The sequence below is a fragment of the Nostoc linckia z4 genome, assembly GCF_002608075.1.
Taxonomy (GTDB): Bacteria; Cyanobacteriota; Cyanobacteriia; order Cyanobacteriales; family Nostocaceae; genus Nostoc; species Nostoc linckia.
On the sequence record NZ_LAHA01000014.1, the window covers coordinates 13631 to 38237 of the forward strand.

A 24607-nucleotide genomic window follows, 5' to 3' on the forward strand; every position below is an offset into this window, starting at 1 on the left:
TCCTAACTCTTTTTTACCATACCTTCCAAGGAGCCTGATTGCTGTTCCATAGGCCCTCTAGATAATTTTTATCACGTAAGGTATCCATTGGTTGCCAAAAACCATAGTGTTTGAAAGCAGATAGCTGTTCCATATAAGCTAACTTTTCCAATGGCTCTTGTTCCCACACGGTGGAATCATCAGCAATCAAGTTTATCACTTCTGGTTCTAATATGAAATAGCCGCCATTAATCCAAGCACCATCGCCTTCAGGTTTTTCCCGAAAACTGGTGATTTTAGTTTGCTCATATCCTAAGGAAATGGCTCCAAAACGTCCTGCCGGTTGTACTGCTGTGAGGGTTGCTAGGGTATTTTGTTGTTGGTGAAATTGAATTAATTCGGTGATATTAATATCACTGACACCATCACCATAAGTAAAGCAAAAAGTTTCATTTCCCAGATGTTCGCTGATGCGTTTTAAGCGTCCACCAGTCATTGTACGATCGCCCGTATTTACTAAAGTGACACGCCAAGGTTCAGCATATCCAGAATGCACATTCATTTGGTTAAATCTCATGTCAAAGGTGACATCTGACATGTGTAAAAAGTAGTTAGCGAAATACTCTTTAATTATGTAACCTTTGTAACCACAACAAATAATAAAGTCATTAATGCCGTGGGTAGAGTAAGTCTTCATTATGTGCCACAGAATGGGCTTACCACCAATCTCAACCATCGGCTTGGGTCTGATACTAGTTTCTTCACTGAGGCGTGTACCAAGCCCTCCAGCCAAAATTACCGCTTTCATGCAATTACCTCGGAAATTTGCAGAGATATTATTTGTCTTTCCTGATATGAAGAGGATGCACTTATATGGAGAAAAATTGATTTCTGATTTATTTTTCTCAGTCAATAATCTAACTGTATTTTTTGACAAAATTATGAAGTAGATATAAATTAAAATCTTTTATATATAAAGAATATCTATAGAGTAGAATTCAGGAGTCAGGAGTCAGAATTTAGAATTCAGAATTCAGAATTCAGAATTCAGGAGTCAGGAGTCAGAATTAATTAGGCAAGTATAAAAGAATTCTTTAATTATTTTTTAATAAATTATGCATTAGTAATCCACTTGAATTTTTGAACTCCTACAGCATAGGTATTTAAATTATTGTAGGGGCACACAGCTAGCTGTGCGCCCCTAGAAATTGCTATGAAATTAACACTAGCAAATCATAATCAGATTTGATTTATTCAATCAAAACCAATAATATCCAACTAATACAGCATTCAATAATCCTGAAGTACACAATCTAAATCTGATAGCTAAGCACAGAGATGATTCTAATTGTGACTACTGAATTCTGAATTCTGATTCCTGAATTCTGAATTCTGATTCCTGAATTCTGAATTCTGACTCCTGAATTCTGACTCCTGAATTTAGTTGATTTTTTCTGCATTACTTGAGCCTGGGAATAAAGGGTCACATTTATTTTCAACAACTACACACATATTACTGAGTGCTTGCTGATAGTTATCCATATCATCTTGCTCAAGAAAGATTTTGGCAGCTGTCTGTAAATCTGCCATTGCCTTTGTTTGGTTTTGGTTGGATTCACTGCCACCATATTGTGCTAGTTCATAACGCACCATACCTCGTTTGAGGAAGGCTTTTGCTAGTTTGGGGCTGATGGTTAATGCTTGGCTAAAGTCAGCGATCGCTTGTTTATATTCTTGCTCGTAATTGCTGCTATATTGGGCAATTTGATAGTAAACAACACCACGCTGAAAATAAGCTTCTGCTTTGGATAAATTCAGTTTGATTGCTTGAGTAAAATCTGCGATCGCTCTTTTATAAATTTGTTGAGACTCACCGCTATATTTAGCCATTTGGGCGCGGACAATACCGCGTCTAATATAAGCTTCAACTTCTTGAGGATCGAGACCAATGGCGCGATTGTAATCCGTGAGGGCTAAATTATATTCTGTATCCGGATCGTTGCTATATTCAGCAAGCATAAACCGCGCATTTCCCCGATTCACCAAAGCTTTAATTTCTTTGGGTTTGATTTTCAAAGCTTGGGTATAATCTACTACTGCTCCTTCATAATCTTTGAGATTATAACGAGCATTGCCTCGATTAACTAGGGCTTTGGCGTGTTTGGGTTCTTGTTCAATGGCTTGACTATAGCTTGCAACTGCTTTTTCATAGTCTCGCTGTTTGTAAGCACTATGACCTTGCTGATAATAATCGGCAAAGCTAAGTTTATTAATTCCCTGACCAGATTTCAATGTTTGTTGAGTGTAAGCGTTTTGGGAAACTAACGGCTCAGTAAATTTAATCATTAAGTCCGCAGATCCCAATAAAACTAAACCCAATAAGCAAAAACCAATGGGGTACAACTTGGATTTTTTGGAGCGTCTATAATAGGAACCGCTTGGCGTCATGGGTTGCCAATAATTTGCCAGGTGCGATGGCATGGCTCGCTGTGGCAAACGCGGTGTTTGGGTGTGGCGCTTTTTCGGCTTGATGCGCGGTTGGAGATGTTCTCTGGCTTCTATTGCTCGATGTGATGGGAAAGGATCGCGTCCACCCAATCGCACGGTACGTTCGCACCAAGGACAAAGGTCTAGGTGGTTGTTGTAACGATGTTGGGGATTAGTTGTGCAAGTAATTAGGGAATCTTCGGCTTCTGCGATTGCACTGAGCCAAGTTTGGGCGCTAGGACGCAGCTGTGGGTTGTTGTGACCATCTTCAAAACAACGCACAAATAGTTCTTGTAACCCAGGATGAAGAATTTCCCAAGGGGGGGCGATGGGTGTAGGTAGGTAAGGTACGCGTCGCTTTTGGCTGTAAGTGAAATGACCTGCGGCGATGCGAGCTTCGTAAGGTGGAGGCTCGATGGCACCTTGAAAAATCCCAGAAAATGGGTGCGTACCTTCCATTAATAGTTGGAATACTAGTACTGCTAACCCGAATAAGTCGTGAGAAATTTCGCGATCGTGTTCTGCAAAAGTTTTATTTTGAAGTTCTGGTGGCGTAAACTCCGGTTTACCCACTGGACAACGGTAAACCAAGTTACCATCAGGGTTACGTACTTGGAATGAGTCTGTGTCAATTAAGGTCACCAGTGCTGTGTCACTGACGAGGATGTTTGACTCATTCACATCACCAATGCAATATCCGCTAGCGTGTAAAGCCGCAAAAGCCGCCGCCAAGTTACGAGCGGTGCGGAGCAGGTACTGATAATTGAATAAGGGGCAGTGTTGGCGACGAGTTCTGGGGTTATAAAAGTCAATGATTGGACGCATTCCTTGAATGCGTGGCATTAAAAACCCCAGAATGTTGTTGCTACCATCCGCTGCGTGCAAGAAAGCCTCAGGCCAAGCAATGGAAATATGCCCCAAACTAGCTGTGGGGTTTTCTGGCGGGTTAGCCAGCATCGCTTGGAGTTTTTCGGCATGGGCACTGGTTGGCTTATGGTATATCTTGGCCACCAAGTTGCCATCGGATGGCACTGCATAAACACAAGCTTCACCGCCACGCCCCAGACTCATACTCAAATTGAGGATTTCTTTTTTAGGAGAATAACGTAGTACCTGCATAGTCAATTACCGCTAACGGGAGTATTTAAAATCTCAAATTTTTAAAGTTAATGCTTATGAGTTGTTGAATGCAGCTATTATCAGTGTCAAATCATCATCAGTGCGTTGGGCAATCCGCTCTGAACGTAAAAATTTTACTAACTGCTCTTTTGCTGCTGTCTTGTCCTCGGCATTGGCTACAAATTCAAACAGCGGAAAAAAGAACGGTTTATGAGGTTCCCCAACAACCATATTTAAAGCCAGCATTTGTAACCCGTCAGTAATTATACCAACATTTACTATGTCTGTACGCCATAATCTCATCTGTGCTGTGTCTAAGGCAGTGGGCGAAGTTAAAAAAGTGGTTTCGTTGATGTATTCGCCACTATCAGGCATAGTTACTGCTAAAAGGTTGCCCATTCGGTCTTTGGCCACAGCCAGACCATCACCTATTTGGGCTACAGCCACAACCTCTGGTGTGGCAACCATAATAATTAAAGTAGTTGCTAAGTCAGCAAGTTGTTTTTCGCAAGCAACTGCTTCTTGTTCAACAGCTTTTTTGGCAGCTAGTATGGCATCATTTAAGAGCGATCGCACATTAGCATCATTAGTCAAACTGCTCCGGGTTAGTCCTTTACTAGATAGGTTTTCGATGGCTGTTTCCACAGCCAGCATCGCTCCTACTTTTCCCAGACTTGCAGAACCCGCGCCATCTGCTGCTGCTGCCACTAAAATGTTATCCGCCAATATCTGCCAGTGATGAGCATCCTGGCACAATTGCTTGTTTCTTAAGTGACTTGTACCACATACTGACGCAGCCACAATCCGCCATTGAGCAATCTGTTTCGATATGTTCATAAGGTTTTGTTCCAACAGCTAGCTGCCATTTTTGTAATTAAACAGTCCCCCAACCAATTGGCGGTAGTGCTACCTGTTCGTCCACCTGGGAATGCGAAACAGCCGACATACTAGCTGAAAGCCAAACAAACATCTCAATGAAGTTTAGCCCTTTGAGTTTCAGCGGAGTACGTACAGCTATTTGATTTAAGCGCGTCATATTCGCATTTTCTACACCTACTGTGAAAAATGCTACACGCTTACTAGCTTCATCACCTTGTAAGCGTTGGGCTGCTTGCTCTACTACATGATCTAACTCTCCTTGCGGTTCTCCATCGGTAATCATAAATACCCAAGGACGGTAGTAAGCAATTCCATTGGTACGATACTGAGACTTTCTTTCTTGAATAAGATCTAAAGCTTTATGAATTCCTGCACCCATCGTTGTCAATCCCTGAGCTGTTAAAATTGGCGGATTGAATTGATCGGCGGTTACAAAGTCTTGTACTACATTAATATTGCTGTCAAAGGTGACGATGGCCACTTCTACTCTTCTCGCAGCCAAGGGATTTTTGACTAATTCATCCTTTAAACTGAGTAAACCCTGATTCAAAGCCTCAATGGGGTCTCCCTGCATTGAGCCGGATGTATCTAGTAAGAGGACACACGGACAACGCGGTTCTGGGTTTTCTGCAAATTCTACAACTTCATCAAGTCTTAATGTATCATGCATAACTTTTTGTGTTATGTTAAAATCCAAAGTTTTAATTTCCTGTTTTCAATCTATATGTTTGCTAGTCACTAACGCGACTACAGATAATAGTATCTAGTTGTAGATGCTGTGGTTAGCATCAAACAAGTTCTTCTCACCCAGTTCTCTACATATTTCAGCAGAGGTTGAACGGCGTTTAGTTTTGCAAAAAAGAGTTTCTCAAAACTCAGCATTATCTGTTGTAGTGTATCTACCAAAAATTTATATCTATCAAACCTACAGTACAATAAATACGTAGAATTTCCTACATAAGTTTTTAAAGATTTTATGTAGGACAATGATTTCTTAATATAAAAGTAATTAAGCATAATTAAGTTCGTTTACTTTACAAGTGTGCCTGGGTAATTGTGAAAACCGAGAATCAAATTTAGTTCCTTAGGAAACTACTCTAGCGAAAGATGTAGATGATTGCAGTTTCAGATCGAGAGCGATCGGTAGTCAGTCAAGTTAAAAACAATCAAGATAATACTGACATTGTATTGATAATTCTTCTTTACATTTGTTTATTTTCACCTACATCAGTTAAGAGCAACTGGAAACACAACCAAAGACAAGTTTTTTCATAGATACTGTACACAATTAAACAAAAAGACTTATTTTACACACCTCCAAAAAACGTATAAAATACAACCAACAATTTAAAAATTTATGAATTTTAATATATATACATATTTCAAATAAATAATTTGTGCATAAAGAAATATTACAAAGAAGAAAATACTTCATCGCTGATATTTGTAATTTACAAATGTTAGGTTGTTGATTCCGCAAAAAAGTAGAAAAAGTATGAATAATTCAGGTGTGTTTGCCAAACTACGTCCTTTAAGTTTGTTAAGACAATTATCTAATTGCTCGGACACTACTTGTTTACAAGCATCTAGTAACTCAGTTTCGTGGTTGATTTACTTAGAACAAGGCAAAATAACTTACGCTACTCATTCAGTAGAACCCTTTGACCGACTAGAACGTCATTTGCGTCGCTTAAGCCATCAAATTCCATTACTTACCAACGAGGTTCGCGTTCAAGTTCGTTTGATGTTTGAACCTGACTTGCACAGTCAATTAACAGAACAAGATGCTCAATCAACAAGCCAGCCTCCTGAATATCAAGCTATATACTGGCTTGTTAGTCAACAACATCTACATTCTACGCAAGCAGCAGCATTGATTCAAGAATTAGTTAAAGAAGTGATTGAATCATTTTTGCTCATTAAAGAAGGCAGTTATGAATTAAGTGAACCTTTTAGTAGAATGCCAAAAATTTGCAGGTTCGATATAGAAAAAATTTTAGAACGCTGCCAAGCAAGATTAGAGAGTTGGCAGTCCTTTGGGCCACAAATTTCTTCTCCCTATCAGCGTCCATATCTGTTGGCTAACAACCAATTAGAGCAAAAAGATTTACCAAATCTCCAGCCGAATTTAACTAACTGGATGAAAGGTTTTAGCATTTGTCATTTGGCTGCAATTTTGAATCAGGATGAAATTAAACTAGCTCGGCAATTATATCCCTACATCGTTCAAGGGAGAATTATTTTGCACGAACCAGATCCACCATTTGATAAACTACCAAAATTATTTGAGGAAAAATCGTTTTTACCAAAATTGACCACAGATTTATTTGATACTCAAGAAGAAATCAATAGTTCTCTAGATATTCCTCAAGAGAATGATGTCGTTGAACAATTACCACAAAATTCCACTCCTCCAACAGCCAACTTTCAAGAACCAACAATATCAAATAACATAAATTCCCCTTCCGAAAGAGTAGCCGCCGCTACTGTAACTCCACCAAAAATCCACAAAATCGTTTCTGTAGATGATAGCCCCACAATTCTTAAAGAAATTAGTCATTTTTTAGAAAATGAAAATTTTTCTGTAGTCACCATCAACGATCCATTAAAAGCCGTTTTGTCAATTATCAGGCACAAACCAGACTTAATTTTGCTGGATCTAAACATGGCAGGAATTGACGGTTATGAATTGTGTAAGATTATACGTAATAATTCAATGTTTAAACAGACTCCTATTATCTTTGTTACTGGTAACAAAGGAATTGTAGACAAAGTAAAAGCCAGATTAGTCGGGGCATCTGGATATTTAACCAAACCATTTACGCAAGCAGATTTACTGAAAATAGTTTTCATGCATTTAACTTAAATTCATGAATATACCGAATTTTTACTAGTAGAGAGAGGTAACAGGGAACAGGTAAAAAGGAATAAAATTGACTTTTGAATGCCCCATACCCAATCCCCAATCCCCAGTTCCAGCCTATTGTCTGTCGGCTGCTATAAATTGAGATTTTGACATAGAGCGATAAACCAAAGGCGGGGATGAATTCAAGTTTTCCTGATTTGCTTGTTTTGTGAGTGTGGTAATTAGGTGATGGTGTGGTGAGAGATGACACACAGGATCGGTGGTAGCAGCATTGTTTGTCAGAAGTAAAGCTTGGCAACGGCAACCACCAAAATCAACCCCACGGCGATCGCAACTTTGGCAAGGCTCAGGCATCCATTCTGTACCCCGGAACCGATTAAAAGCAGGCGATTCAAACCAAATCCAATCTAGTGAATGGTTGCGGACATTGGCAAATTCTAATTCTGGAATGGAAGTGGCGGCTTGGCAAGGTAGGACATCACCATTGGGAGCAACAACTACAGCTCGATGACCCCAGCCACCCATACAAGCTTTGGGATAATCTTCATAATAGTCTGGAAGCACGTATAAGATACCCATTGGGCAGATGTTACGCTTTCTCGCGGCTGCCACTGCCGCATCTGCCCGTTTTAGCTGCTCGCGGGTAGGTAGTAAAACATCACGGTTGCGATATGCCCAACCATAATACTGAGTGTTCGCTAATTCCACTCTGTCTGCTTTTAAAACCTCACACAGTTCTAAAATCTCCTCAATCCTGTCTAGGTTTTGCCGATGCAGAACAAAATTGAGTGTCAACGGGAAACCCAAAGCCTTGACTAATCTTGCCGCCTCTAATTTTTGCTCAAAACAGTGACTTCCAGCAATATAATCCGACTCAGCAGCACGACTATCTTGGATGCTAATTTGTACGTGATCGAGTCCGGCATCACGCAGCTGTGTAGCTCGTTCTGGAGTTAATAAAGTAGCAGCAGTAATCAAAGTGGTGTATAGTTCAGCTTTAGCTGCCGCTGCCACAAGTAATTCTAGGTCTTTTCGTAGCAGTGGTTCGCCACCAGTCAAGCCAAGCTGTAACACACCCAAGTTCGATGCTTGGTGAATTACTCGCAACCAATCTTCAGTGGAAAGTTCTTGACGATATTGGTTATCGCCATAATTTAGTGGATTGGAGCAGTACGGACAACGCAGTGGGCAGCGATAGGTTAATTCTGCAATTAAGCTTAACGGTCTATAAATTGTCATATTAATTCGTAATTAAATATTGCTGATTTTATGTATAAAAACGATTGTGGGCCATTGCAAAATCGTTGTAGAAAGACGTTGTATTGCAACATCTCTACATTTCTATAATTAATAATCCTCGTTGACTAATTCGAGAGAGCAGATGGCGCACATCCTCTATGAGATTTTCGCCTTGGTAGTGTTTCTCCAACTCTGTTGCGATCGCACTCAGAGTCCGCTCACCATTACAAAGTGCTAGAATTGCCGCCGCTGTGGAATTTAATTGTAGTGCCCCCTCCGGAACTAGGAGCCAATGCTGTTTTCTCACATCATCCCAGCGTAAACGCACACCACGAACTAAACGCGGTCGGGCATGATTGTCTATAGTACTCATTTAATTCCTAATTAATGTTTTGGGCATTGGGGATGGGAAGAGGACAAGGTGGACAAGGTAGACAAGGTAGACAAGGTAGCAATCTTTCTCTCCGAAGTTCTGATGGTCGGAAACCTCCGCTCAGACTTCTCTCCTTGTCTCCCTTGTCTCCCTTGTCTCCCCCATCCCCCCCATCCCCCTACCTCTCTTGAGGCCTACTATCCCCCCGTTCAATGGCCTCTAACTGGCTCCACAATAAATTGCACTTGAATACTAAAGCTTGTATTGCTTTTTCCTGAGATTCACGAGTACGACAGTGTTTGAGGACTAGCTTGAGGGCATATTGGGCATCTCTGGGGGCTTGGTAAAGACGCGCCCGGAAGTAGTCAAATCCAGCAGGATCGATCCAGGGGTAATGCTGTTCTAATGCAGCTAAGCGGACTCGAATTGCATCCGGGCCAAAGAGTTCGGTTAGGGATGCAGCCACCGCCTCAATCCAAGGTCGAGTGCGACAAAAGTTAACGTAGGCATCCACAGCATACTGAACTCCTGGTAGTACGTGCTTGTCTTCTAAGAGTTCTTGACGAGATAAACCTACAGCTTTACCAAGTTTTAACCATGCTTCGATGCCACCTTCGTCTTCGCCTTGACCGTCATGGTCGATGATGCGTTGAATCCATTGCCGCCGCACTTCTAAATCGGGGCAATTTGATAAAATGGCAGCATCTTTTAAGGGAATACTTTTTTGATAGTAAAATCTATTTGCTACCCAGCGTCGGACTTCTGTTGGCGTTAAATCACCGCTGTTCATCCTTGCATGGAATGGATGCAGATGATGATAGCGGTGATGTTGCGATCGCAATACCGCCTCTAGTTCTGTCTGAGTCCAAGGGAGAGGTTCTTTAACTAATTCCAACACGCTTTTTATTGCACCTCAAAATTACAACTCGATGGTCAAGCCATCGTAACCAACTTCTACTCCTGCGGCTTCTACAATTTTGCGTTCTTCTGAATCAGGTAACAGGATTGGGTTTGTGTTGTTGATGTGAAGGAGAATTTTCCGAGGACGGCTCAAATTAGCAAGGCTTTTTAAACTAATGTTCAGGGGTAAGTGTCCCATATCGCGGGCTTGAAGTTTTGATATTCCTAAAGCCAATAACTCGTCATTTTGCCAGCAAGTGCCATCTACTAAAATGCAGTCACTTGATTCAAACCGTTCTAGGATTTTTTCGTCAAGTTCGGCTAAACCAGGAGCATAAGTAGCAACTTTGCCAGTGGTGCGATCGCGAAATGTTAAACCAATAACCCAAACTCCATCTAAATTTGCTTTGTGACGCATATATTTTGGTGGTTTGGCTCCTAGTGGAAATACCTCCACCTCCAAACCATCTGCACCACCCAGGTTGATAGGTACGTGAGGTTCGAGTACAGACCATTCCACACCACAATAGCTTGCTAAGGTAGACAGCAGGGGATAACCCTCTGTCAAAGCCATACGTACTGTTTCAGTACCGTAGACACGCAGTTTTTCCGTAGATTCTCTGAGGATAACCAGCCCAGTGGTATGGTCAATCTCTGCATCAGTTAATAGAACGCCAGCGATGGGACTTGACCGAATTGTAGACGGTTGTCCTTGCCGCAATCTCTCTAACTGCGGACGTATATCCGGAGAGGCATTGACTAAAAACCAAGGCTGATTATTTTTTCTCACTGCAATTGATGACTGGTTGAGCCAATTGACACCTGCACGACTTGTGCGGACTGCTTGGCAATTGGGACAGTTGCAATTCCATTGAGGAAAACCGCCACCTGCGGCAGTACCGAGAATTTTTATAAACATAAAAACAAAAAGCAGGTAGAGGTTTTTATCAAAGAAGGGAATAGGGAATAGTTTTTTGTTGACTGTTCCTTGCTTTGGGGGAGTAACAGACCAATACGGTTTGGGAAAAGGGGAAAGGGGAAAGGGGAAAGGGGAAAGGGGAAAGGGGAAAGGGGAAAGGTTTCAAATACATCCAAATCTCCTTACCCCGGTTGGTGAGCTTGTCGAACCATTAACCTTTTCCCAGACCACAAGGTAAGTTCATACTGCTTATCCGAACCGTATTGACCCCACAACCATCAAGTGGTAGGAAACTTTATGTTAAGAGTTCCCTTTTATTGCCCATTGAGGATATATGTCGTAATTTCCATACACAAGTCCAGTTCGTCAAAATCTGGTTTTTCCCAATCAATTGCTGACTTAATATTTGGAGGAAGAAATGAAGTTCTAGTGGAGACATCCTCACTTAATTGTGAGCCATTGTTGTCTTGCTCTTGCATAGAGCGATCGTTAATTTCGCGAATCATAAGGAACACCTATTGAAATCAACTTTTCATTTGGCCTGCAATTAATTGTAGTAATTTTACTTACTATTTGTCTTAATTTGCTGGCTCAAAATCTGTTTGCTATAGGCTAAACCGTGCTACATGAGAAGCACACAGTATTTTTACTGTTATTTTATTAATTTTTATCCTGGGATTGTTATGTCAGTGCAACATAGTACGATTGTTCAAGAGAAAGGCTATAACTTGCGGAGTGAATAGCGATCGCGAGCGAAAAGACACTCTAAAATGAGAGCAAAAGACGATTCCTAAAACCAGCACACTCCATGCGTATTTCTTTAAACTGGCTGCGCGAACTAGTAGAGATAAAACTTAGTCCAGAAGAATTAGCCGAAACTCTGACAATGGCGGGGTTTGAAGTAGAAGATATTGAAGACCGCCGCACTTGGGCAAATGGCGTAGTTGTGGGGAGAGTGCTTGAGCGTCAACCACACCCCAACGCTGATAAATTAAGTGTTTGTCAAGTGGATATTGGCGCAGATGAGACTTTAAATATTGTCTGTGGCGCTGCTAATGTCAAGGCAGATATCTATGTGCCTGTGGCAACTACGGGAACTTACTTACCCAATATTGATTTAAAAATTAAACCTGCAAAACTGCGTGGTGTCCCTTCTCAGGGCATGATTTGTTCTTTAAAAGAACTCGGTTTGCCCACCGATGTAGACGGAATTCATATTTTTCCCCAAGAAAAATTAACCTTGGGTAGCGATGTGCGTCCGTTGTTGGGTTTAGATGATGTTATTTTAGACCTCACGGCAACCGCTAATCGGGCTGATGCCTTGAGTATGGTGGGTGTAGCCAGAGAAGTAGCAGCTTTGACTGGTGGAAAATTGAGCATTCCCCTACCGAGTGAAGTACCAATTACTAAAAATACAGGAAATTTAGCTTTAAAAATTGCCGATACCCAAGCTTGCCCTGCTTACATTGGTACAGTCATTGAACAAATTAAAATTGCGCCATCTCCTGATTGGTTGCAACAGCGTTTGCGGGCTGCGGGAGTACGCCCGATAAATAATGTGGTGGACATTACTAACTACGTATTGTTGGAATGGGGACAACCACTGCACGCCTTTGATGGCGATCGCTTAAAATCAGTTGCCAGTAGCGAAAGTTTAACCATCGGTGTCCGCTTCGCCACTGCTGGAGAATCCCTGAAAACCCTGGACGGACAAACTCGCACTTTAGCATCCCAAAATTTATTAATTACCGCCAACGACAAACCCGTCGCCCTAGCCGGAGTTATGGGTGGAGAAGAAACCGAAGTCTATGAAGCTACCGAAAGCTTAGTTTTAGAAGCCGCTTTATTTGATTCCGTGGCCATTCGCCGTTCTTCTCGCAGTGTGGGCTTAAGAAGTGAAGCTTCTGGAAGATACGAACGAGGAGTTAACCGCGCTGAATTAGAAGTCGCAAATCGTCGCGCTTTGTCGTTAATTAGCGAATTAGCTAATGGAGTTATTACTCACCAAGAAATTGCCGACACCCGCCCCGACCCATCTACCTGGAGTCGTTCCATTACTCTGCGTTTAGAAAGAGTGAATCAGGTACTAGGGCCAATCGATTTGGGAGAAGAAACAGCAGAACTCCAAGAACAAGACGTTGAAAGGATTTTGACTGCTTTAGGCTGTAAGTTAACTGCTTTGGGTAATGTTTTAGGACAAGATAATACACTGCAACCTACATGGTCTGTTTCAGTTCCACCCTATCGTTACCGCGACTTAGAACGGGAAATTGATTTAATTGAAGAAATCGCCCGTTTGTATGGTTACAACAGATTTTGCGATACCCTACCAGAAAAAGCCGAAGCGGGTTATCTGCCTTTAGACCAAGAATTGATTCGCAAATTACGATCTTTCTTGAGGGCAGAAGGTTTAACAGAATTAATTCATTATTCTTTAGTTAAACCAGGAGAAGACAGACAAATAGTATTAACAAATCCATTGTTTGTTGAATATTCAGCTTTGCGAACCGATTTAATCTCTGGGTTAATTGACGCTTTTCAATATAATATCGAGCAGGGTAACGGGGCCCTCAACGGCTTTGAAATCGGGCAGATTTTCTGGCAAGAAGAAGACGGTTTGCAAGAAACAGAAGTCTTGGCTGGGATTATGGGAGGCGACATTTTCATTGGCAAATGGTCAAAAGGCGGTCGCGAACAACCCTTAACATGGTTTGAAGCCAAAGGAATTTTAGAAAGTGTATTTCGTCAAATCGGCTTGCAAGTAGAATATCAACCAGACTGCCGAGACGAACGCTTGCATCCGGGACGCACCGCTTCTTTATGGATTAGAGGTAATAGGCTGGGAATTTTTGGACAAATTCACCCGCAACTGCGGCGAGAAAAAGGCTTACCAGATTCAGTCTATGTCTTCCAATTAAATTTAGATGCACTTTTAAATTCCCTAGAGGAAGACGAAACCTTCATTCCCAAATTTCGCCCCTATTCCACCTACCCAGCAAGCGATCGCGACATTGCCTTTTTCGCACCCGTAAAAGTCTCAGTGGGGGAACTGCAAAAAGCAATTACCAAAGCTGGCAAAGATTTACTCGAATCAGTGGAATTGTTTGACGAATATCGTGGCGAAAACGTCCCCCAAGGCCAGCGGAGTCTAGCATTCCGCCTAATTTATCGGGCAAGCGATCGCACCCTCACCGAAGCCGAAGTGGAACCAGTACACAATAAAGTCCGCGAAGCCTTAGTGGAAAAATTCGGCGTTAACCTTAGGAGTTAAGAGTTAGGAGTTAGGAGTTAGGAGTTAATATAATTCCTCACTCCCCAAAACACTGACTCCAAAATTCAAAATCCAAAATCCAAAATCCAAAATCCAAAATCCAAAATCTAAAATTCAATATGCCTAAATACGTACTCTGGGGAACTTACTGCGAAGACGTTCTTGAAAAACGCGTTCCTTACCGCCAAGCTCATTTAGACGGATTAGCAAAACAGAAAGAATCCGGCATACTGATTACCATTGGCCCCACCAAAGATGTCACAAAAATTTTTGGAATTTACGAAGCCGAAGACGAAGCCACTGTCCGCGACTTGATTGAAAACGATCCTTATTGGAAAAACGGCATCTGGACAGAATATTCCGTCAAAGAGTGGATTCAGGTTGTTTGAATTGGGCATGGGGCATTGGAAACGAATATTGGAGGTTTGTCGATGAACCTCAGAACTTTGTTGATGAATATTAGAGCTTCGTCAATAAGCCTAAAACTCCAATTTTTTACCTCCTGTTTCCCAATGCCCAATCCCACATGCCCCATGCCCCATATCCCATACCTAAAATATGAAAACCTGGCAGGCTGATTTTTATCGTCGTCCATCACCAGATGCATCTGGAAAAGTTTTATGGGAATTGTTGATTTGTGATGCAACTCGTAGTTTTGAATATGAAGCTACTTGTCTCCAATCAGCAGTCAATTCTAATTGGGTTGCAACTCAATTTCAGCAAGCAGCTGGTGAAGAATTGCCGGATTTAATTGAGGTGTTTCGTCCTCAATCTCTCAATTTAATTGAGACGGCTGGACGCAGTTTAGGTATTAAAGTCGAACCTACTCGCCGCACTTTAGCACTCAAACAATGGTTACAGGAAAAGCAATATCCTTCAGTGTTAGATAAACCACCACCTGCACCACTACCAGAGAATCTCTGGGGAGAACAATGGCGTTTTGCGACACTTCCAGCCGGGGAACTAGTGGATGTGTTTGCACAACGCCCAATTCCGATTTTGCACATTCCAGAATATCTCAAACCAATTAATTTAGGTTTAGCATCAACCATCGCTGTTGCTGGTGTGGTAATTTATGGTGGAAGGCGATCGATACAGTTGGCGCGGTGGCTACAGCAAGCCCGTCCCGTAGCATTAAACTACATTTCTGGCCCACCAGATGGCTTAGTTTTAGAAGCAGGCTTAGTAGATAGATGGATTGTTGCCACTTTTGAAGATTCAGAAGTTACCACAGCAGCTCAAACATACGAACAACGAAAACAACAAAGCCAAGGATTACATTTTTTGTTAGTCCAACCCGATGATTCTGGAATGACTTATAGCGGCTTTTGGTTATTGCGAACAGAAGATTAGTTCTCTACCTTTTTTCTACTAGCTGTATCTAAAATAGATGTTGGTCTTAAAAGAGATAAGGAAGCTTTTTCTGCAATTTCTTGAGATAGGTGAATTTGTTTAATTTGAATCAGCCCTTCTTCAAGAAAAATATCTCTAACGCGAGCGTTTGCCCTACCAACAAAAGGTGTTTCATAATATACTTCTTTAATTCCTGCCGAAATAATCAGTTTCAAGCAAGAAAGACACGGTTCTAAAGTTACGTAAATGCTCGCTCCGTTGGTTGCTATGCCGTGCTTAGCAGCCTGAGCAATTGCGTTAGCTTCAGCATGAACCGCCCTAGATGGTAAATCCTTACTAGCATCACAACTAGCCAGTTCTGAATAACAAAAACCTTGGGATATACAATGGCTGGAGCCTGAAGGCGGGCCATTGTACCCAGTAGCTAAGACTTGCTTACTCTTAACAATAACAGCACCTACGGGAAAGGCTAAGCAAGTCGATCTAGTTGCTGCTAGTTTTGCCAGCATTAAGAAATATTCATCCCAAGATGGCCTGTTATAAGCCTGTTGAACCAAAACCCTTTCCTCCTCTAGTAGTCGTACTCAGTTCTTCGCTGGCCTCAACTTTTACTGTAATTACAGGTTGAATTACCATTTGAGCTATCTTCATTCCAACATCAACTTTAAAGGTAGTACGACCATGATTAATTAAAATTACACCGATCTCTCCTCGATAACCTTCATCAATAGTTCCGGGTGAATTAAGAACCGTTATCTGATGTTTTAGAGCCAAACCACTGCGGGGTCTAATCTGAGCTTCAGTGTTTGGAGGTAGCTGAATGCAAATGCCTGTTGGAACTAACGCACTTTCACCAGGCTGAATCTGAGTTTCAACACTGGAAAATAAATCTAGTCCAGCATCTCCTTCATGAGCATAAGCAGGTGTGTGGGAGTTCTTTGAGAGAAGTTTAACTTTCAATACGTAGTCCATACAAGATTAAATGAGCAAATTTATTAAGTATAAAATTAGTGATTTTTAGAAGGCGTGCCCTATGCTGTTTGCTATCTCAACTTATTCATCAAGGTGCTAACCTTGCTTTGCCTAAACGCTGCTTTTCATACCATTGAGCAATAGCAGGTGCCCAAGAAGCAAAGTGAGGCCACATCAGTTCGCACAATTTTTGAATTTCCAGTTGAGCGTCTTTCTTGTTTCTCAAATCACAAAAATGCAAGAAAGACCTTAAATTGAAACTAACCACAAAATGCTGACGATAGTCAAAAGGTACTTTACCTCTGGCGTGTTCTTCAGACATTCCACCTTCAAAATCAGCTTTATATCGTTTAGCCGCTTCTAAGCACCACTCTAAATCGGCAGCACGTTGTTCTGGTGTATAGTAATATTTCTTACCTTGTCTATCAGTGTAGTAACCAACGGGACGCAGATAAATAACATCTTCTATGTCCTTCTTGCCTTCTACTACGTCAATAAATTGGTTGCCTGTATATCTAAAAGACTGGACATCAAATGAAACTCCTACTCTGTGAGTACGCGCCTGTTGCATGACACTGTGGGGAAAGTAACCACAGTTGAAAATAATCTGGGGATGCTCTAGAGGGCCATAATGTCCTCTTTCTCCCGCCAAAAGTCGCTTGACAATAATTTCGCCGCTTTGTGACTCCGAAGGCCATGAATCGCGCTCGTCAAACACGAACCCATCGGTATAGTCTTGGTGCATCGCGGCATAGATTACCTGCTGCGGGTTTGGGGTTTTGGCAATAACCTCTACTCGAAATCGATGCATTAGTGGATTAGTGATTGAGAGAACATCAGAACAAAGAACAAAGCCTATGACGGTTAAACACACGGCTTTGAACTCAATCCATAATCATATCTCTGCCTTGGACAGATGAATATACTTTACAAATATTAATAAACTTGTTACACTTCTTTACATAAGAAATAACAGGGGATAATCACATGCGTACAAGTACTGCTATAGTTGACGATCAAGGCAAACTAAACAACTTTGCCCTAGAGCCAAAAGTTTATGTAGACGAGCAAGGCGATCGCACTGGCTTCACACCTTATGCAGAACTGCTCAACGGTCGTTTAGCAATGATTGGTTTTGTTTCTCTAATAGCATTAGAAGTATTTACAGGACATGGAATAGTGGGTTTTTTGACCAGCCTGTAATTACTCAGTTACATAAAATAATCTTCAATAAATCTGAGAAGCGGGAAATATCTCGTCTCTCAGATTTGTTCAATATTTAGTGATATCTTGAAAAGATACTGATAGCAAAAGCTTCCATCGGGGTAAAAATATCAGGTGAATTATGGCTTTAACAGCTTCAACAATGTTGCCACTAGGCACCAAAGCACCAGATTTTAATCTACCGGAAGTTGTATCTGGCAAGGCAACTTCACTTTCTACATTTGCAGACAAAAAAGCGCTCTTGGTAATTTTCCTTTGTCGGCATTGCCCATTTGTCAAGCACGTGCAGCAAGAATTAGCGCAGTTAGGCAAAGATTATTTTACGAGTGATTTAGCGATCGTTGCCATCAGCGCTAACGATGCCAAGAATTATCCAGATGATGCACCAGACTCATTAAAAGCATTTGCCACAGAACAAGGATTGACCTTTACCTTATGCTACGATGAGAGCCAAGAAACGGCAAAAGCTTACACAGCAGCTTGTACGCCAGACTTTTTTCTATTTGATGCCTCGCGCCGACTTGTTTATCGGGGACAATTAGATGATAGTCGTCCTAGTAATGGTAAACCCGTAACGGGTGCAGATTTACGTGCAGCCATTGAAGCAGTCTTAGCAGATAAACCTGTTACCACTGACCAAAAACCGAGTGTTGGTTGCAACATTAAATGGAAACCTGGAAATCAACCGAGTTATTTTGGTTGAAATGAGCATCGGCCAAGCAGGAAATTAGGAGTTAGGAGTTAGGAGTAGTGGGGTGAAATTCTATTACAATCTCCCCATCTCCCCATCTCCCGATCTCCCCAGATATCAATGTTTAATTTCCAAATTCAGAATGTAGCGTCCTAGTTGGATTTTGTCTGCCCACAATTCATATTCCAGTCGCAAATGTTCTGGTAAAGGATGTGCATTGAGAGCTAGGCTCGTAGTAAAGTTTCGTAAACGAATTGGATCTTTAGATTGCAAGGACTCAGTTGGCAACCAATAACGACTAATACCATAAACACCCTGTTCCCAAAAGTGACGATAACTCACTTGGGCGTTACCTTGCATAGTCATAATTACCCGATAAGGGGAAATTTCCAACCACAAAATTCTGGGACTGCTAGGAGCATAAGCTTTATTTTTACTTTGAGGAGAAGTGTCTTCTGAACTGAGGACACTTTCTACTTCGCAAGTAATTAGGGGCGGTGCAGTTAGTAGTAAATGAAACCGGTCAGTGTCTTTTTGATACAATGTCCCGGCAGTTTCAACAACAGACCAAATTGGTAGGTCAGTAGAAATAATTGATAAGCACACGGGCTTGCGGTGATGGGTCAGCATGGGAGCGATAAGGGCTAAAAGCTACTAAACAAAATGAAATGAACACTAGGAGTCTAATGGTCGGGGTAAGAAACTAAATAGTAAAACAGGTTTAATATTAACTGAATTCGCTGGTTGGTTAAGCTACACAAATTAGGATAGAAACAAGTACGATGCAAACCCAGACAGCAAAAACAGCAGTTTTTCTAGAAAGAGCTAATTTGTAATTAAAGCTTGTAAATATTCTAAAGCTATAGACCCAAAACAGTGGGAGTCTTTAAATAGATGCAAAAAAACCTTCTTGTGGGGACTGACCGTAAGTAGGTCGGTGTGAATATTTATCATTAAGATAAAGCAGAAGGCAGGAGGCAGGAGGCAGGAGAGAAGAGGGTCTTAGCTTTATAATTTTTCTTGACATAGTTTGGTTTTATTATGCCAACTTACATTAGATGTAAGTTTCATACAAGAAAAATCGTAGGACGCTAGGAAAGAATTCAGCAGCTGCAAATTAACTCGCTGATGAACTTCTGGTGTATTCAAAAGCTAGTTTATCCTAATTAATAGCCAAACGAACACATTGGCTCATCCAAATCCAAATTGATATAGAGCCACAAAGTTATTAATCTTCAAAAATTAGGTGACAAAAAGAAACACCTAATTGTTGATGAAAAATAATTTCATAACTCTATAAATTTATTTAGATATTTTTTGTATACCGTTACTTTCAGTATAAATACTGAATTACAGCGATTTTGGCAAAATCAACGTTTTTTTAGGACATCAACAGCCAGAAATCATCATAGCTTTGGACTATTCAGCATTGAGGATTTTTGGTACTTTGAAAAATTCGCCTTCTTGTTCGGGGGCAGCATTGAGGATGCTTTCACGGTCAGAATAGGGTTGTAACTCATCTTCTCGTGTGATATTACTTACATCTATTGCCCGCGTTGTTGGAGGTACATCACTAACATCAAGTTCGTTGAGTTGTTGAATATAGTCAAGAATATTTGCCAACTGGTTAGTAAATTGTTGTTCTTCTTCTGGTGTCAACTCTAAGCGAGCAAGATTAGCTACTTTGTGGACTTGTTCTTGGTCAATCATATTTTTTTAGTTAGGAGTTAGGAGTTAGGAGTTAGGAGTGAAGAATTAGGAGTTAGGAGTTAGGAGTTAGCCATAATTCGTAACTTTTAACTCTTAATTCCTCACTTTTTCTCAATTCTAGAAGAATACGTCAATTTGCGATCGCCCTGTGGTCTTCAACCAGTTTTGAGCTTCAATGTAGTTATTGGGAGCCATACGAATAGCTCGAATCCAATAGTCTGCGGCTTGGTCAAACAGTGCTTCGCCACCGTCGTTATCCCCAGCTTCTTTGGCTTTTTCGCCTTTGTAATGATAAATCACGGCGATGTTGTTCAAAGCTTGGGGCATACGTGGGTTTAACTCAATTGCTTGGTGGTACAGTTCTAAAGCTTTTTCGTGGTCGCCATTGCTGGCGTAGATTAAACCCATGTTGTAGAGAATGTAGCCGCGATCGTTGGGGTCTTCCTCTAGTGTTAACGCTTCTTCATAGTATTCCAGTGCTTCGGCATATTCTCCTTCTGCTTGGGCTGACATGCCATCTCGGTAATAAACAAAGGCTTCTTTAGCTTTTTTGTTGGCTGGCAGAATCTTGAGAATGATATCCGCCATCACTGTAAAAGATTTGTCAATGAAGTTATCGTTTTTTTGCGTTCTTGGCATATTTGTCTCTCGGTACTGGGTATTGGGGACTGGGCGTCAGGAAAACTCTTCTCTAGTCCATAGTATACAGTCCTAGTCCCCAGTCCCTAGCCTCCACTCATTGGCACGATGCATTCCGGACTGTTATGCCGAGAGTTGTTTACTAAGGTGCTGACTGGATAAGCAGTCATCGCTGCGGCTGGATAAGACCGCAATAACTGTTGTAGGGTTTGGGGCGTTTGTACTTGCGAATCTAGCCATAAATCGTAATCTTGTGGGTCTAGAATCACTGGCATTCGCTCGTGAATAGGTTGGAGTAATTCGTTGGCTGCTGTTGTCAAAATTGTACAAGAAGTTATTTCTTCGTTGCTAGGGGATTGCCATCTCTCCCATAAACCCGCAAAAGCAAAGGGTTGCCCATCTTGGAGACGAAAATAAAATGGCTGCTTCTTACCTTGTTGACGTTGCCATTCATAAAAGCCATCAGCTAGCACTAAACAGCGTCGATGCTTAAAAGCCGAACGAAAAGCCGGTTTTTCAGCAACTGTTTCCGCCCTGGCGTTGATGGTTTTTGCCCCTATTCCCGGATCTTTTGCCCATGAAGGAATTAACCCCCAATGCAACTGCTGAAATTCACGTTTTTTGCTTTCGGGATTTTGTAACAGTGTTGCTACTTTTTGCGTAGGTGCAATGTTATATTCAGCTGGTAAATCTGGAAGTTGCTGAACATCGAAAATTTTAGCTAAGGCTTCTACTGGCTGGTTTAGAGTAAATCTTCCACACATACTTTAATTCTCGATCGCTGCATAAATTAAACTTCTCAATGTAGAAATAAATAATACTTTTTTTATTTTTAAGGATGATTTTATCTCGTACTCAGAAGTTAAATATAAAAGAAATTATCCTGATTTTGTAAAATATTTTGGTAAGATAATGTATTTTGAACTCTTAGTTACCAACAAATTGCTTATTGTATTTTAACATGGAACTACTGCGTTTGTACGATTTTTTACCTTCTGGTAATGCTTACAAGATACGTCTTTTATTGACACAACTAGGTATGCCTTTTGAGAGGGTAGAGGTTAACATCTTAAAAGGCGAGACTCGAACGCCAGAATTTTTGAGCAAAAATCCCAACGGCAAGATTCCAGTGCTGGAAATTGAGCCAGGAAAATACTTGGCAGAGTCAAATGCTATATTGGTTTACCTGAGTGAAGGTACAGAATTTTTACCCTACGATCGCTTCTTGCGAGCGCAGGTCTTCCAATGGTTATTTTTTGAACAATACAGCCTTGAACCTTTTATTGCTACCTCAAGATTTTGGATTTCTATTTTAGGTAAAGCTGAAGAATATAGTGAAGCATTAAAGCAGAAACGCGAACCAGGTTATGCAGCACTTAACTTGATGGAAAAACACTTGAGTTATCATACTTTTTTAGTAGGAGAACGTTATACCATCGCTGATATTGCCTTGTTCGCTTACACTCATGTAGCTGATGAAGGTGGGTTTGATTTAACACAATTTCCTGCTATCCAAGCTTGGATAGAAAGAGTCAAAGCTCAGTCCAGATATATCAGTATCAAGGATGTACACAAAGAAATAGAATTTTAAAAATTCTATTTTCTCAGAAGCCTGTGCCTCTCGATTTTCGATGGCATCCAGTGATATATAACATTACATGAAGTTTTACCAAGCAGCGAACAATTAAAGATAGAATAGTTAATACTAAATAGCCGTGTGAATTTCAATTAGCTTTTGTCGAGAGGACAAGCCGGACTTAATTCTAATATCAGATTTAGCTACACCAAATTTCTCTGCTAGAAGTTTAATTAATTCTTCATTAGCCTTGCCATCAACTGGGGGCGATTTTAGATATACAATCAGGCTTTCATCTGGTTGTTCTAATATTTTTTGTTGTTTGGAGTTAGGTTTAACTTTGACTTTTTTTTGCATAACCGATTTTTTGTAATTGTTGTAGCCACAACCAACCTAAAATACAACCCACTAAGTAATGAGGAAAATCCCACCAAACAAAGGTAGTACCAAGTAACAATTTACCGATGAAGGTGGCGCGAATGTTGTCTAATAGTGGCAGATGCCAAAGTTGCAAAAATTCTATTATACAGGTGATAACAAAAACCCATATTGGAATTTGGATAACTGCGGCTCGACTTCTAAAAAACCAAAATCCAAACAGACACCAAAATATTTCGTAAAGTATATCTCCTCCGTAATCATTAAACCACTTATAGCCAGGGCCAGTGTAATACTTAAACAAAAAACCCATCGGTACAACGATGAGCATAGAAAGAAGAATATATCTTGTTTGGTTTTGGTTGCGATGCATTTTTTGAAACCTTAGAGACTAAGCAAAATTTTAGCCTCTGTGGGAGGGATTGGGGATTGGGAGTGGGGAGTTAGGAGTTAGGAGTTAGGAGTTAGGAGTTATTCTCCTTGTCCCCGTGTCTCCGTGTCCCCTTGTCTCCCCACTCCCCCACTCCCCCAGTCCCCATTTACGGATATCTCCGACTACCCGCACCGACTACACCGATTTTGTGGCGATAGGAAAGTTCAGCGCCGAACCAGCCGGAAGCGCTGGTTAATGTACCAACAATTAAGGATAGAAGCAATCCCCAAGGTAGGATTCGGGCTTCGGCGTCGCCCCAACGCAGGAGGAAGTTCAAGAGTGTCAAAACCAGGATAGAAACGTTAAGTATCAAGTGGGCCCAACCAGCGGTGCGTTTGCGGACTCGTTCGATTTTCAAAAAGTCACTCAGACCGATGGCGGCTGCAATTAAACCTCCAACTAATCCGAGTCCGATTAACCATAACGAAGCCCTGGCCCAGAAGAAATCACGAGTTAACCAGTAGCCAAAATCAGTTCCCAAGGCTAAGGCTAAAAAGGCGATGGGGAAAATTACACTCAAGGGATGTAACGGATGTCCGGCGATGGCCACAGTGCTAGGTACGCCAGTATCACGATATTCACTATCGTTACTTTCAATAACTGGTGGAATATTTGGAAAAGGTGTTGAATTTGTTTCGGTTCTTTCTGTAGTTTCCATTATATTAGTGTCCTCAGTTTATAGTGCTGTTTTGCGAAAATTCAAGAGTCAGGATTCAGAATGGGTTACGCTTTGCTGGATTAACAGAATGATTGGAAAAACAAAAATTTCAAAATTATTCTGAATTTTGAATTCTATTAGCAGTAGCGGGGCGTTTAGCCCATTCTGAATTCTGCTTCTATTTTTCACCAGTAGGAATTTGTTCTACATACGCTTGGGCTTGCAGGGTTAGTTTACCTAGTTGTACTTCTAGTTGGTTGACTTGTAGATTCATTCCTTCCAAATCAAAGTTACTCAAATTCAAAATTTCGCTGGTTTGATTTATCAAAGCTTTTGTCAAATCTGGTGAAATTTCTTTAGTTTCACCATACTCAACATTTTCCAGCGAAACACTTTTTCCATTACCACTAATGGTCGGTACTGCTGAAAAAGCAATTTGTTGATTTTCGCCTGTTTCTGCTAATTTAACCCTGGCATTTAGCGCTACTTTTCCATCTCCAGGTAGTCGAAAGTCTACATGTTGCGGTTCAATAGTCCTTTGTTCACCGTTAACCTGTATTTTTTGATTTTGTAGCTGCGAACGGACATATTCAGAGTTGAAAGCGCGGTTAATGTCAGCTTCAGTTAAAACAACTCGTGTATTAGCTTCAGTAGGTTTTGTGAGTTCGATTTTGCCAAAAGCCACACTTAAAGGATTGATGGCAACGCTATTCATTTGCATTTCTAGTTCCTCCATGCGGAGGTCTTTTTGCATTACTAAACCTTCACCTTCAATGGTGACTGCATCTACCTGTCCTTGAACTACTTTCAGTGGATCGGTTTTGATATTTACATCTAATTTTTCTACTTCATCTAACTGGCTAGATAATCCTATTTCTGCCGCTTTATTCAGCGCCTGTTCTCCTAATCCAGGACTGTCTGGCATTACTAAATTAACTCCT

28 protein-coding genes are annotated in these 24607 nt (G+C 41.1%); 7 read left to right on the forward strand and 21 right to left on the reverse strand.

Going from position 1 to position 24607, the window contains the following annotated elements:
* Positions 1 to 13 precede the first annotated feature (13 nt).
* From rfbF to VF06_RS13755, 4 genes are all read right to left on the reverse strand, one after another.
* Positions 14 to 787 carry a glucose-1-phosphate cytidylyltransferase gene (gene rfbF, locus VF06_RS13740; RefSeq protein ID WP_099072357.1) on the reverse strand — a complete coding sequence of 258 codons (774 nt, stop codon included), beginning with the start codon at positions 785 to 787 and terminating at the stop codon, positions 14 to 16.
* Positions 788 to 1419: 632 nt separating this feature from the next.
* Positions 1420 to 3585, reverse strand: coding sequence for a tetratricopeptide repeat protein (locus VF06_RS13745; RefSeq protein WP_099072645.1), 2166 nt, complete (start codon positions 3583 to 3585; stop codon positions 1420 to 1422).
* A 54-nt stretch (positions 3586 to 3639) separates the two neighbouring features.
* A complete protein-coding gene (locus tag VF06_RS13750; RefSeq protein WP_099072644.1) occupies positions 3640 to 4422 on the reverse strand; it encodes a PP2C family serine/threonine-protein phosphatase in 783 nt (260 codons plus the stop codon).
* 37 nt (positions 4423 to 4459) lie between these two features.
* A complete protein-coding gene (locus VF06_RS13755; protein ID WP_099072643.1) occupies positions 4460 to 5134 on the reverse strand; it encodes a vWA domain-containing protein in 675 nt (224 codons plus the stop codon).
* 825 nt (positions 5135 to 5959) lie between these two features.
* Here VF06_RS13755 and VF06_RS13760 point away from each other — a divergent pair.
* Entirely contained in the window at positions 5960 to 7330 is a 1371-nt protein-coding gene (locus VF06_RS13760; RefSeq protein WP_099072642.1) for a response regulator, read from the forward strand.
* Positions 7331 to 7444: 114 nt separating this feature from the next.
* Here VF06_RS13760 and pqqE read toward each other — a convergent pair whose 3' ends face one another.
* From pqqE to pqqA, 5 genes are all read right to left on the reverse strand, one after another.
* Complete coding sequence (gene pqqE / locus VF06_RS13765) at positions 7445 to 8569, reverse strand: pyrroloquinoline quinone biosynthesis protein PqqE (protein ID WP_180267386.1); 1125 nt, start codon at positions 8567 to 8569, stop codon at positions 7445 to 7447.
* 94 nt (positions 8570 to 8663) lie between these two features.
* Complete coding sequence (gene pqqD / locus VF06_RS13770) at positions 8664 to 8942, reverse strand: pyrroloquinoline quinone biosynthesis peptide chaperone PqqD (RefSeq protein WP_099072641.1); 279 nt, start codon at positions 8940 to 8942, stop codon at positions 8664 to 8666.
* 178 nt (positions 8943 to 9120) lie between these two features.
* A complete protein-coding gene (gene pqqC / locus VF06_RS13775; protein ID WP_099072640.1) occupies positions 9121 to 9840 on the reverse strand; it encodes a pyrroloquinoline-quinone synthase PqqC in 720 nt (239 codons plus the stop codon).
* A 21-nt stretch (positions 9841 to 9861) separates the two neighbouring features.
* Positions 9862 to 10761 (reverse strand): pyrroloquinoline quinone biosynthesis protein PqqB, encoded by a 900-nt coding sequence (gene pqqB, locus VF06_RS13780; RefSeq protein WP_099072639.1) that lies wholly within the window; start codon positions 10759 to 10761, stop codon positions 9862 to 9864.
* Positions 10762 to 11075: 314 nt separating this feature from the next.
* Positions 11076 to 11267, reverse strand: coding sequence for a pyrroloquinoline quinone precursor peptide PqqA (pqqA, locus tag VF06_RS13790; protein WP_099066798.1), 192 nt, complete (start codon positions 11265 to 11267; stop codon positions 11076 to 11078).
* A gap of 302 nt (positions 11268 to 11569) precedes the next feature.
* Here pqqA and pheT point away from each other — a divergent pair, with 302 nt between their 5' ends.
* Both pheT and VF06_RS13800 read left to right on the forward strand, forming a co-directional pair.
* Positions 11570 to 14032 (forward strand): phenylalanine--tRNA ligase subunit beta, encoded by a 2463-nt coding sequence (gene pheT, locus VF06_RS13795; RefSeq protein ID WP_099066799.1) that lies wholly within the window; start codon positions 11570 to 11572, stop codon positions 14030 to 14032.
* 119 nt (positions 14033 to 14151) lie between these two features.
* Positions 14152 to 14421, forward strand: a complete 270-nt coding sequence (locus VF06_RS13800) for a YciI family protein (RefSeq protein WP_099066800.1) — start codon at positions 14152 to 14154, stop codon at positions 14419 to 14421.
* Here VF06_RS13800 and VF06_RS40705 read toward each other — a convergent pair.
* A complete protein-coding gene (locus VF06_RS40705; protein WP_180267748.1) occupies positions 14409 to 14567 on the reverse strand; it encodes a hypothetical protein in 159 nt (52 codons plus the stop codon). The genes VF06_RS13800 and VF06_RS40705 overlap by 13 nt on opposite strands.
* 23 nt (positions 14568 to 14590) lie before the next feature.
* Here VF06_RS40705 and VF06_RS13805 point away from each other — a divergent pair, with 23 nt between their 5' ends.
* The gene (locus tag VF06_RS13805) at positions 14591 to 15385 is read left to right on the forward strand and encodes a Tab2/Atab2 family RNA-binding protein (protein ID WP_099066801.1); all 795 of its coding nucleotides are present in this window, start codon (positions 14591 to 14593) and stop codon (positions 15383 to 15385) included.
* Here VF06_RS13805 and VF06_RS13810 read toward each other — a convergent pair.
* The 3 genes from VF06_RS13810 to thyX form a co-directional block, all read right to left on the reverse strand.
* The gene (locus VF06_RS13810; RefSeq protein WP_099066802.1) at positions 15382 to 15942 is read right to left on the reverse strand and encodes a deoxycytidylate deaminase; all 561 of its coding nucleotides are present in this window, start codon (positions 15940 to 15942) and stop codon (positions 15382 to 15384) included. The two genes, VF06_RS13805 and VF06_RS13810, sit on opposite strands and share 4 nt — an antisense overlap.
* Entirely contained in the window at positions 15923 to 16357 is a 435-nt protein-coding gene (gene dut, locus VF06_RS13815) for a dUTP diphosphatase (protein ID WP_099066803.1), read from the reverse strand. Before dut ends, VF06_RS13810 begins: the two co-directional genes overlap by 20 nt.
* Before the next feature lie 88 nt (positions 16358 to 16445).
* A complete protein-coding gene (gene thyX / locus VF06_RS13820; protein ID WP_099066804.1) occupies positions 16446 to 17168 on the reverse strand; it encodes an FAD-dependent thymidylate synthase in 723 nt (240 codons plus the stop codon).
* A gap of 176 nt (positions 17169 to 17344) precedes the next feature.
* On the opposite strand from thyX, the gene VF06_RS13825 reads away from it, so the two are divergent.
* Together VF06_RS13825 and VF06_RS13830 are read left to right on the forward strand one after the other, a co-directional pair.
* On the forward strand, positions 17345 to 17560 hold the full coding sequence (locus tag VF06_RS13825; protein ID WP_099066805.1) for a CAB/ELIP/HLIP family chlorophyll-binding protein: 216 nt from the start codon (positions 17345 to 17347) through the stop codon (positions 17558 to 17560).
* Positions 17561 to 17702: 142 nt separating this feature from the next.
* Positions 17703 to 18284 (forward strand): thioredoxin family protein, encoded by a 582-nt coding sequence (locus tag VF06_RS13830; protein ID WP_099066806.1) that lies wholly within the window; start codon positions 17703 to 17705, stop codon positions 18282 to 18284.
* 105 nt (positions 18285 to 18389) lie between these two features.
* Here VF06_RS13830 and VF06_RS13835 read toward each other — a convergent pair whose 3' ends face one another.
* The 4 genes from VF06_RS13835 to VF06_RS13850 all read right to left on the reverse strand — a co-directional run bounded on the left by VF06_RS13835 (position 18390) and on the right by VF06_RS13850 (position 21385).
* On the reverse strand, positions 18390 to 18902 hold the full coding sequence (locus VF06_RS13835; RefSeq protein ID WP_099066807.1) for a hypothetical protein: 513 nt from the start codon (positions 18900 to 18902) through the stop codon (positions 18390 to 18392).
* Between the two features lie 789 nt (positions 18903 to 19691).
* Positions 19692 to 19982, reverse strand: a complete 291-nt coding sequence (gene gatC, locus VF06_RS13840) for an Asp-tRNA(Asn)/Glu-tRNA(Gln) amidotransferase subunit GatC (RefSeq protein WP_099066808.1) — start codon at positions 19980 to 19982, stop codon at positions 19692 to 19694.
* A gap of 117 nt (positions 19983 to 20099) precedes the next feature.
* Positions 20100 to 20621, reverse strand: coding sequence for a photosystem I assembly protein Ycf3 (locus tag VF06_RS13845; RefSeq protein WP_099066809.1), 522 nt, complete (start codon positions 20619 to 20621; stop codon positions 20100 to 20102).
* Positions 20622 to 20707: 86 nt separating this feature from the next.
* A complete protein-coding gene (locus tag VF06_RS13850) occupies positions 20708 to 21385 on the reverse strand; it encodes an SOS response-associated peptidase (protein WP_099066810.1) in 678 nt (225 codons plus the stop codon).
* A gap of 197 nt (positions 21386 to 21582) precedes the next feature.
* On the opposite strand from VF06_RS13850, the gene VF06_RS13855 reads away from it, so the two are divergent.
* Positions 21583 to 22212, forward strand: a complete 630-nt coding sequence (locus tag VF06_RS13855) for a glutathione S-transferase family protein (RefSeq protein WP_099066811.1) — start codon at positions 21583 to 21585, stop codon at positions 22210 to 22212.
* A gap of 114 nt (positions 22213 to 22326) precedes the next feature.
* Here the strand turns inward: VF06_RS13855 and VF06_RS13860 are convergent, their stop codons facing one another.
* The 4 genes from VF06_RS13860 to VF06_RS13875 form a co-directional block, all read right to left on the reverse strand.
* Entirely contained in the window at positions 22327 to 22554 is a 228-nt protein-coding gene (locus VF06_RS13860) for a DUF167 domain-containing protein (RefSeq protein WP_099066812.1), read from the reverse strand.
* Positions 22532 to 22948 carry a ribosomal maturation YjgA family protein gene (locus VF06_RS13865; RefSeq protein ID WP_099066813.1) on the reverse strand — a complete coding sequence of 139 codons (417 nt, stop codon included), beginning with the start codon at positions 22946 to 22948 and terminating at the stop codon, positions 22532 to 22534. The genes VF06_RS13860 and VF06_RS13865 overlap by 23 nt, the downstream gene beginning before the upstream one ends.
* Positions 22949 to 23114: 166 nt before the next feature.
* Positions 23115 to 23666, reverse strand: a complete 552-nt coding sequence (locus VF06_RS13870) for a DUF2231 domain-containing protein (RefSeq protein ID WP_099066814.1) — start codon at positions 23664 to 23666, stop codon at positions 23115 to 23117.
* Between the two features lie 178 nt (positions 23667 to 23844).
* The gene (locus tag VF06_RS13875) at positions 23845 to 24591 is read right to left on the reverse strand and encodes an LmeA family phospholipid-binding protein (protein WP_099066892.1); all 747 of its coding nucleotides are present in this window, start codon (positions 24589 to 24591) and stop codon (positions 23845 to 23847) included.
* Positions 24592 to 24607 lie beyond the last annotated feature (16 nt).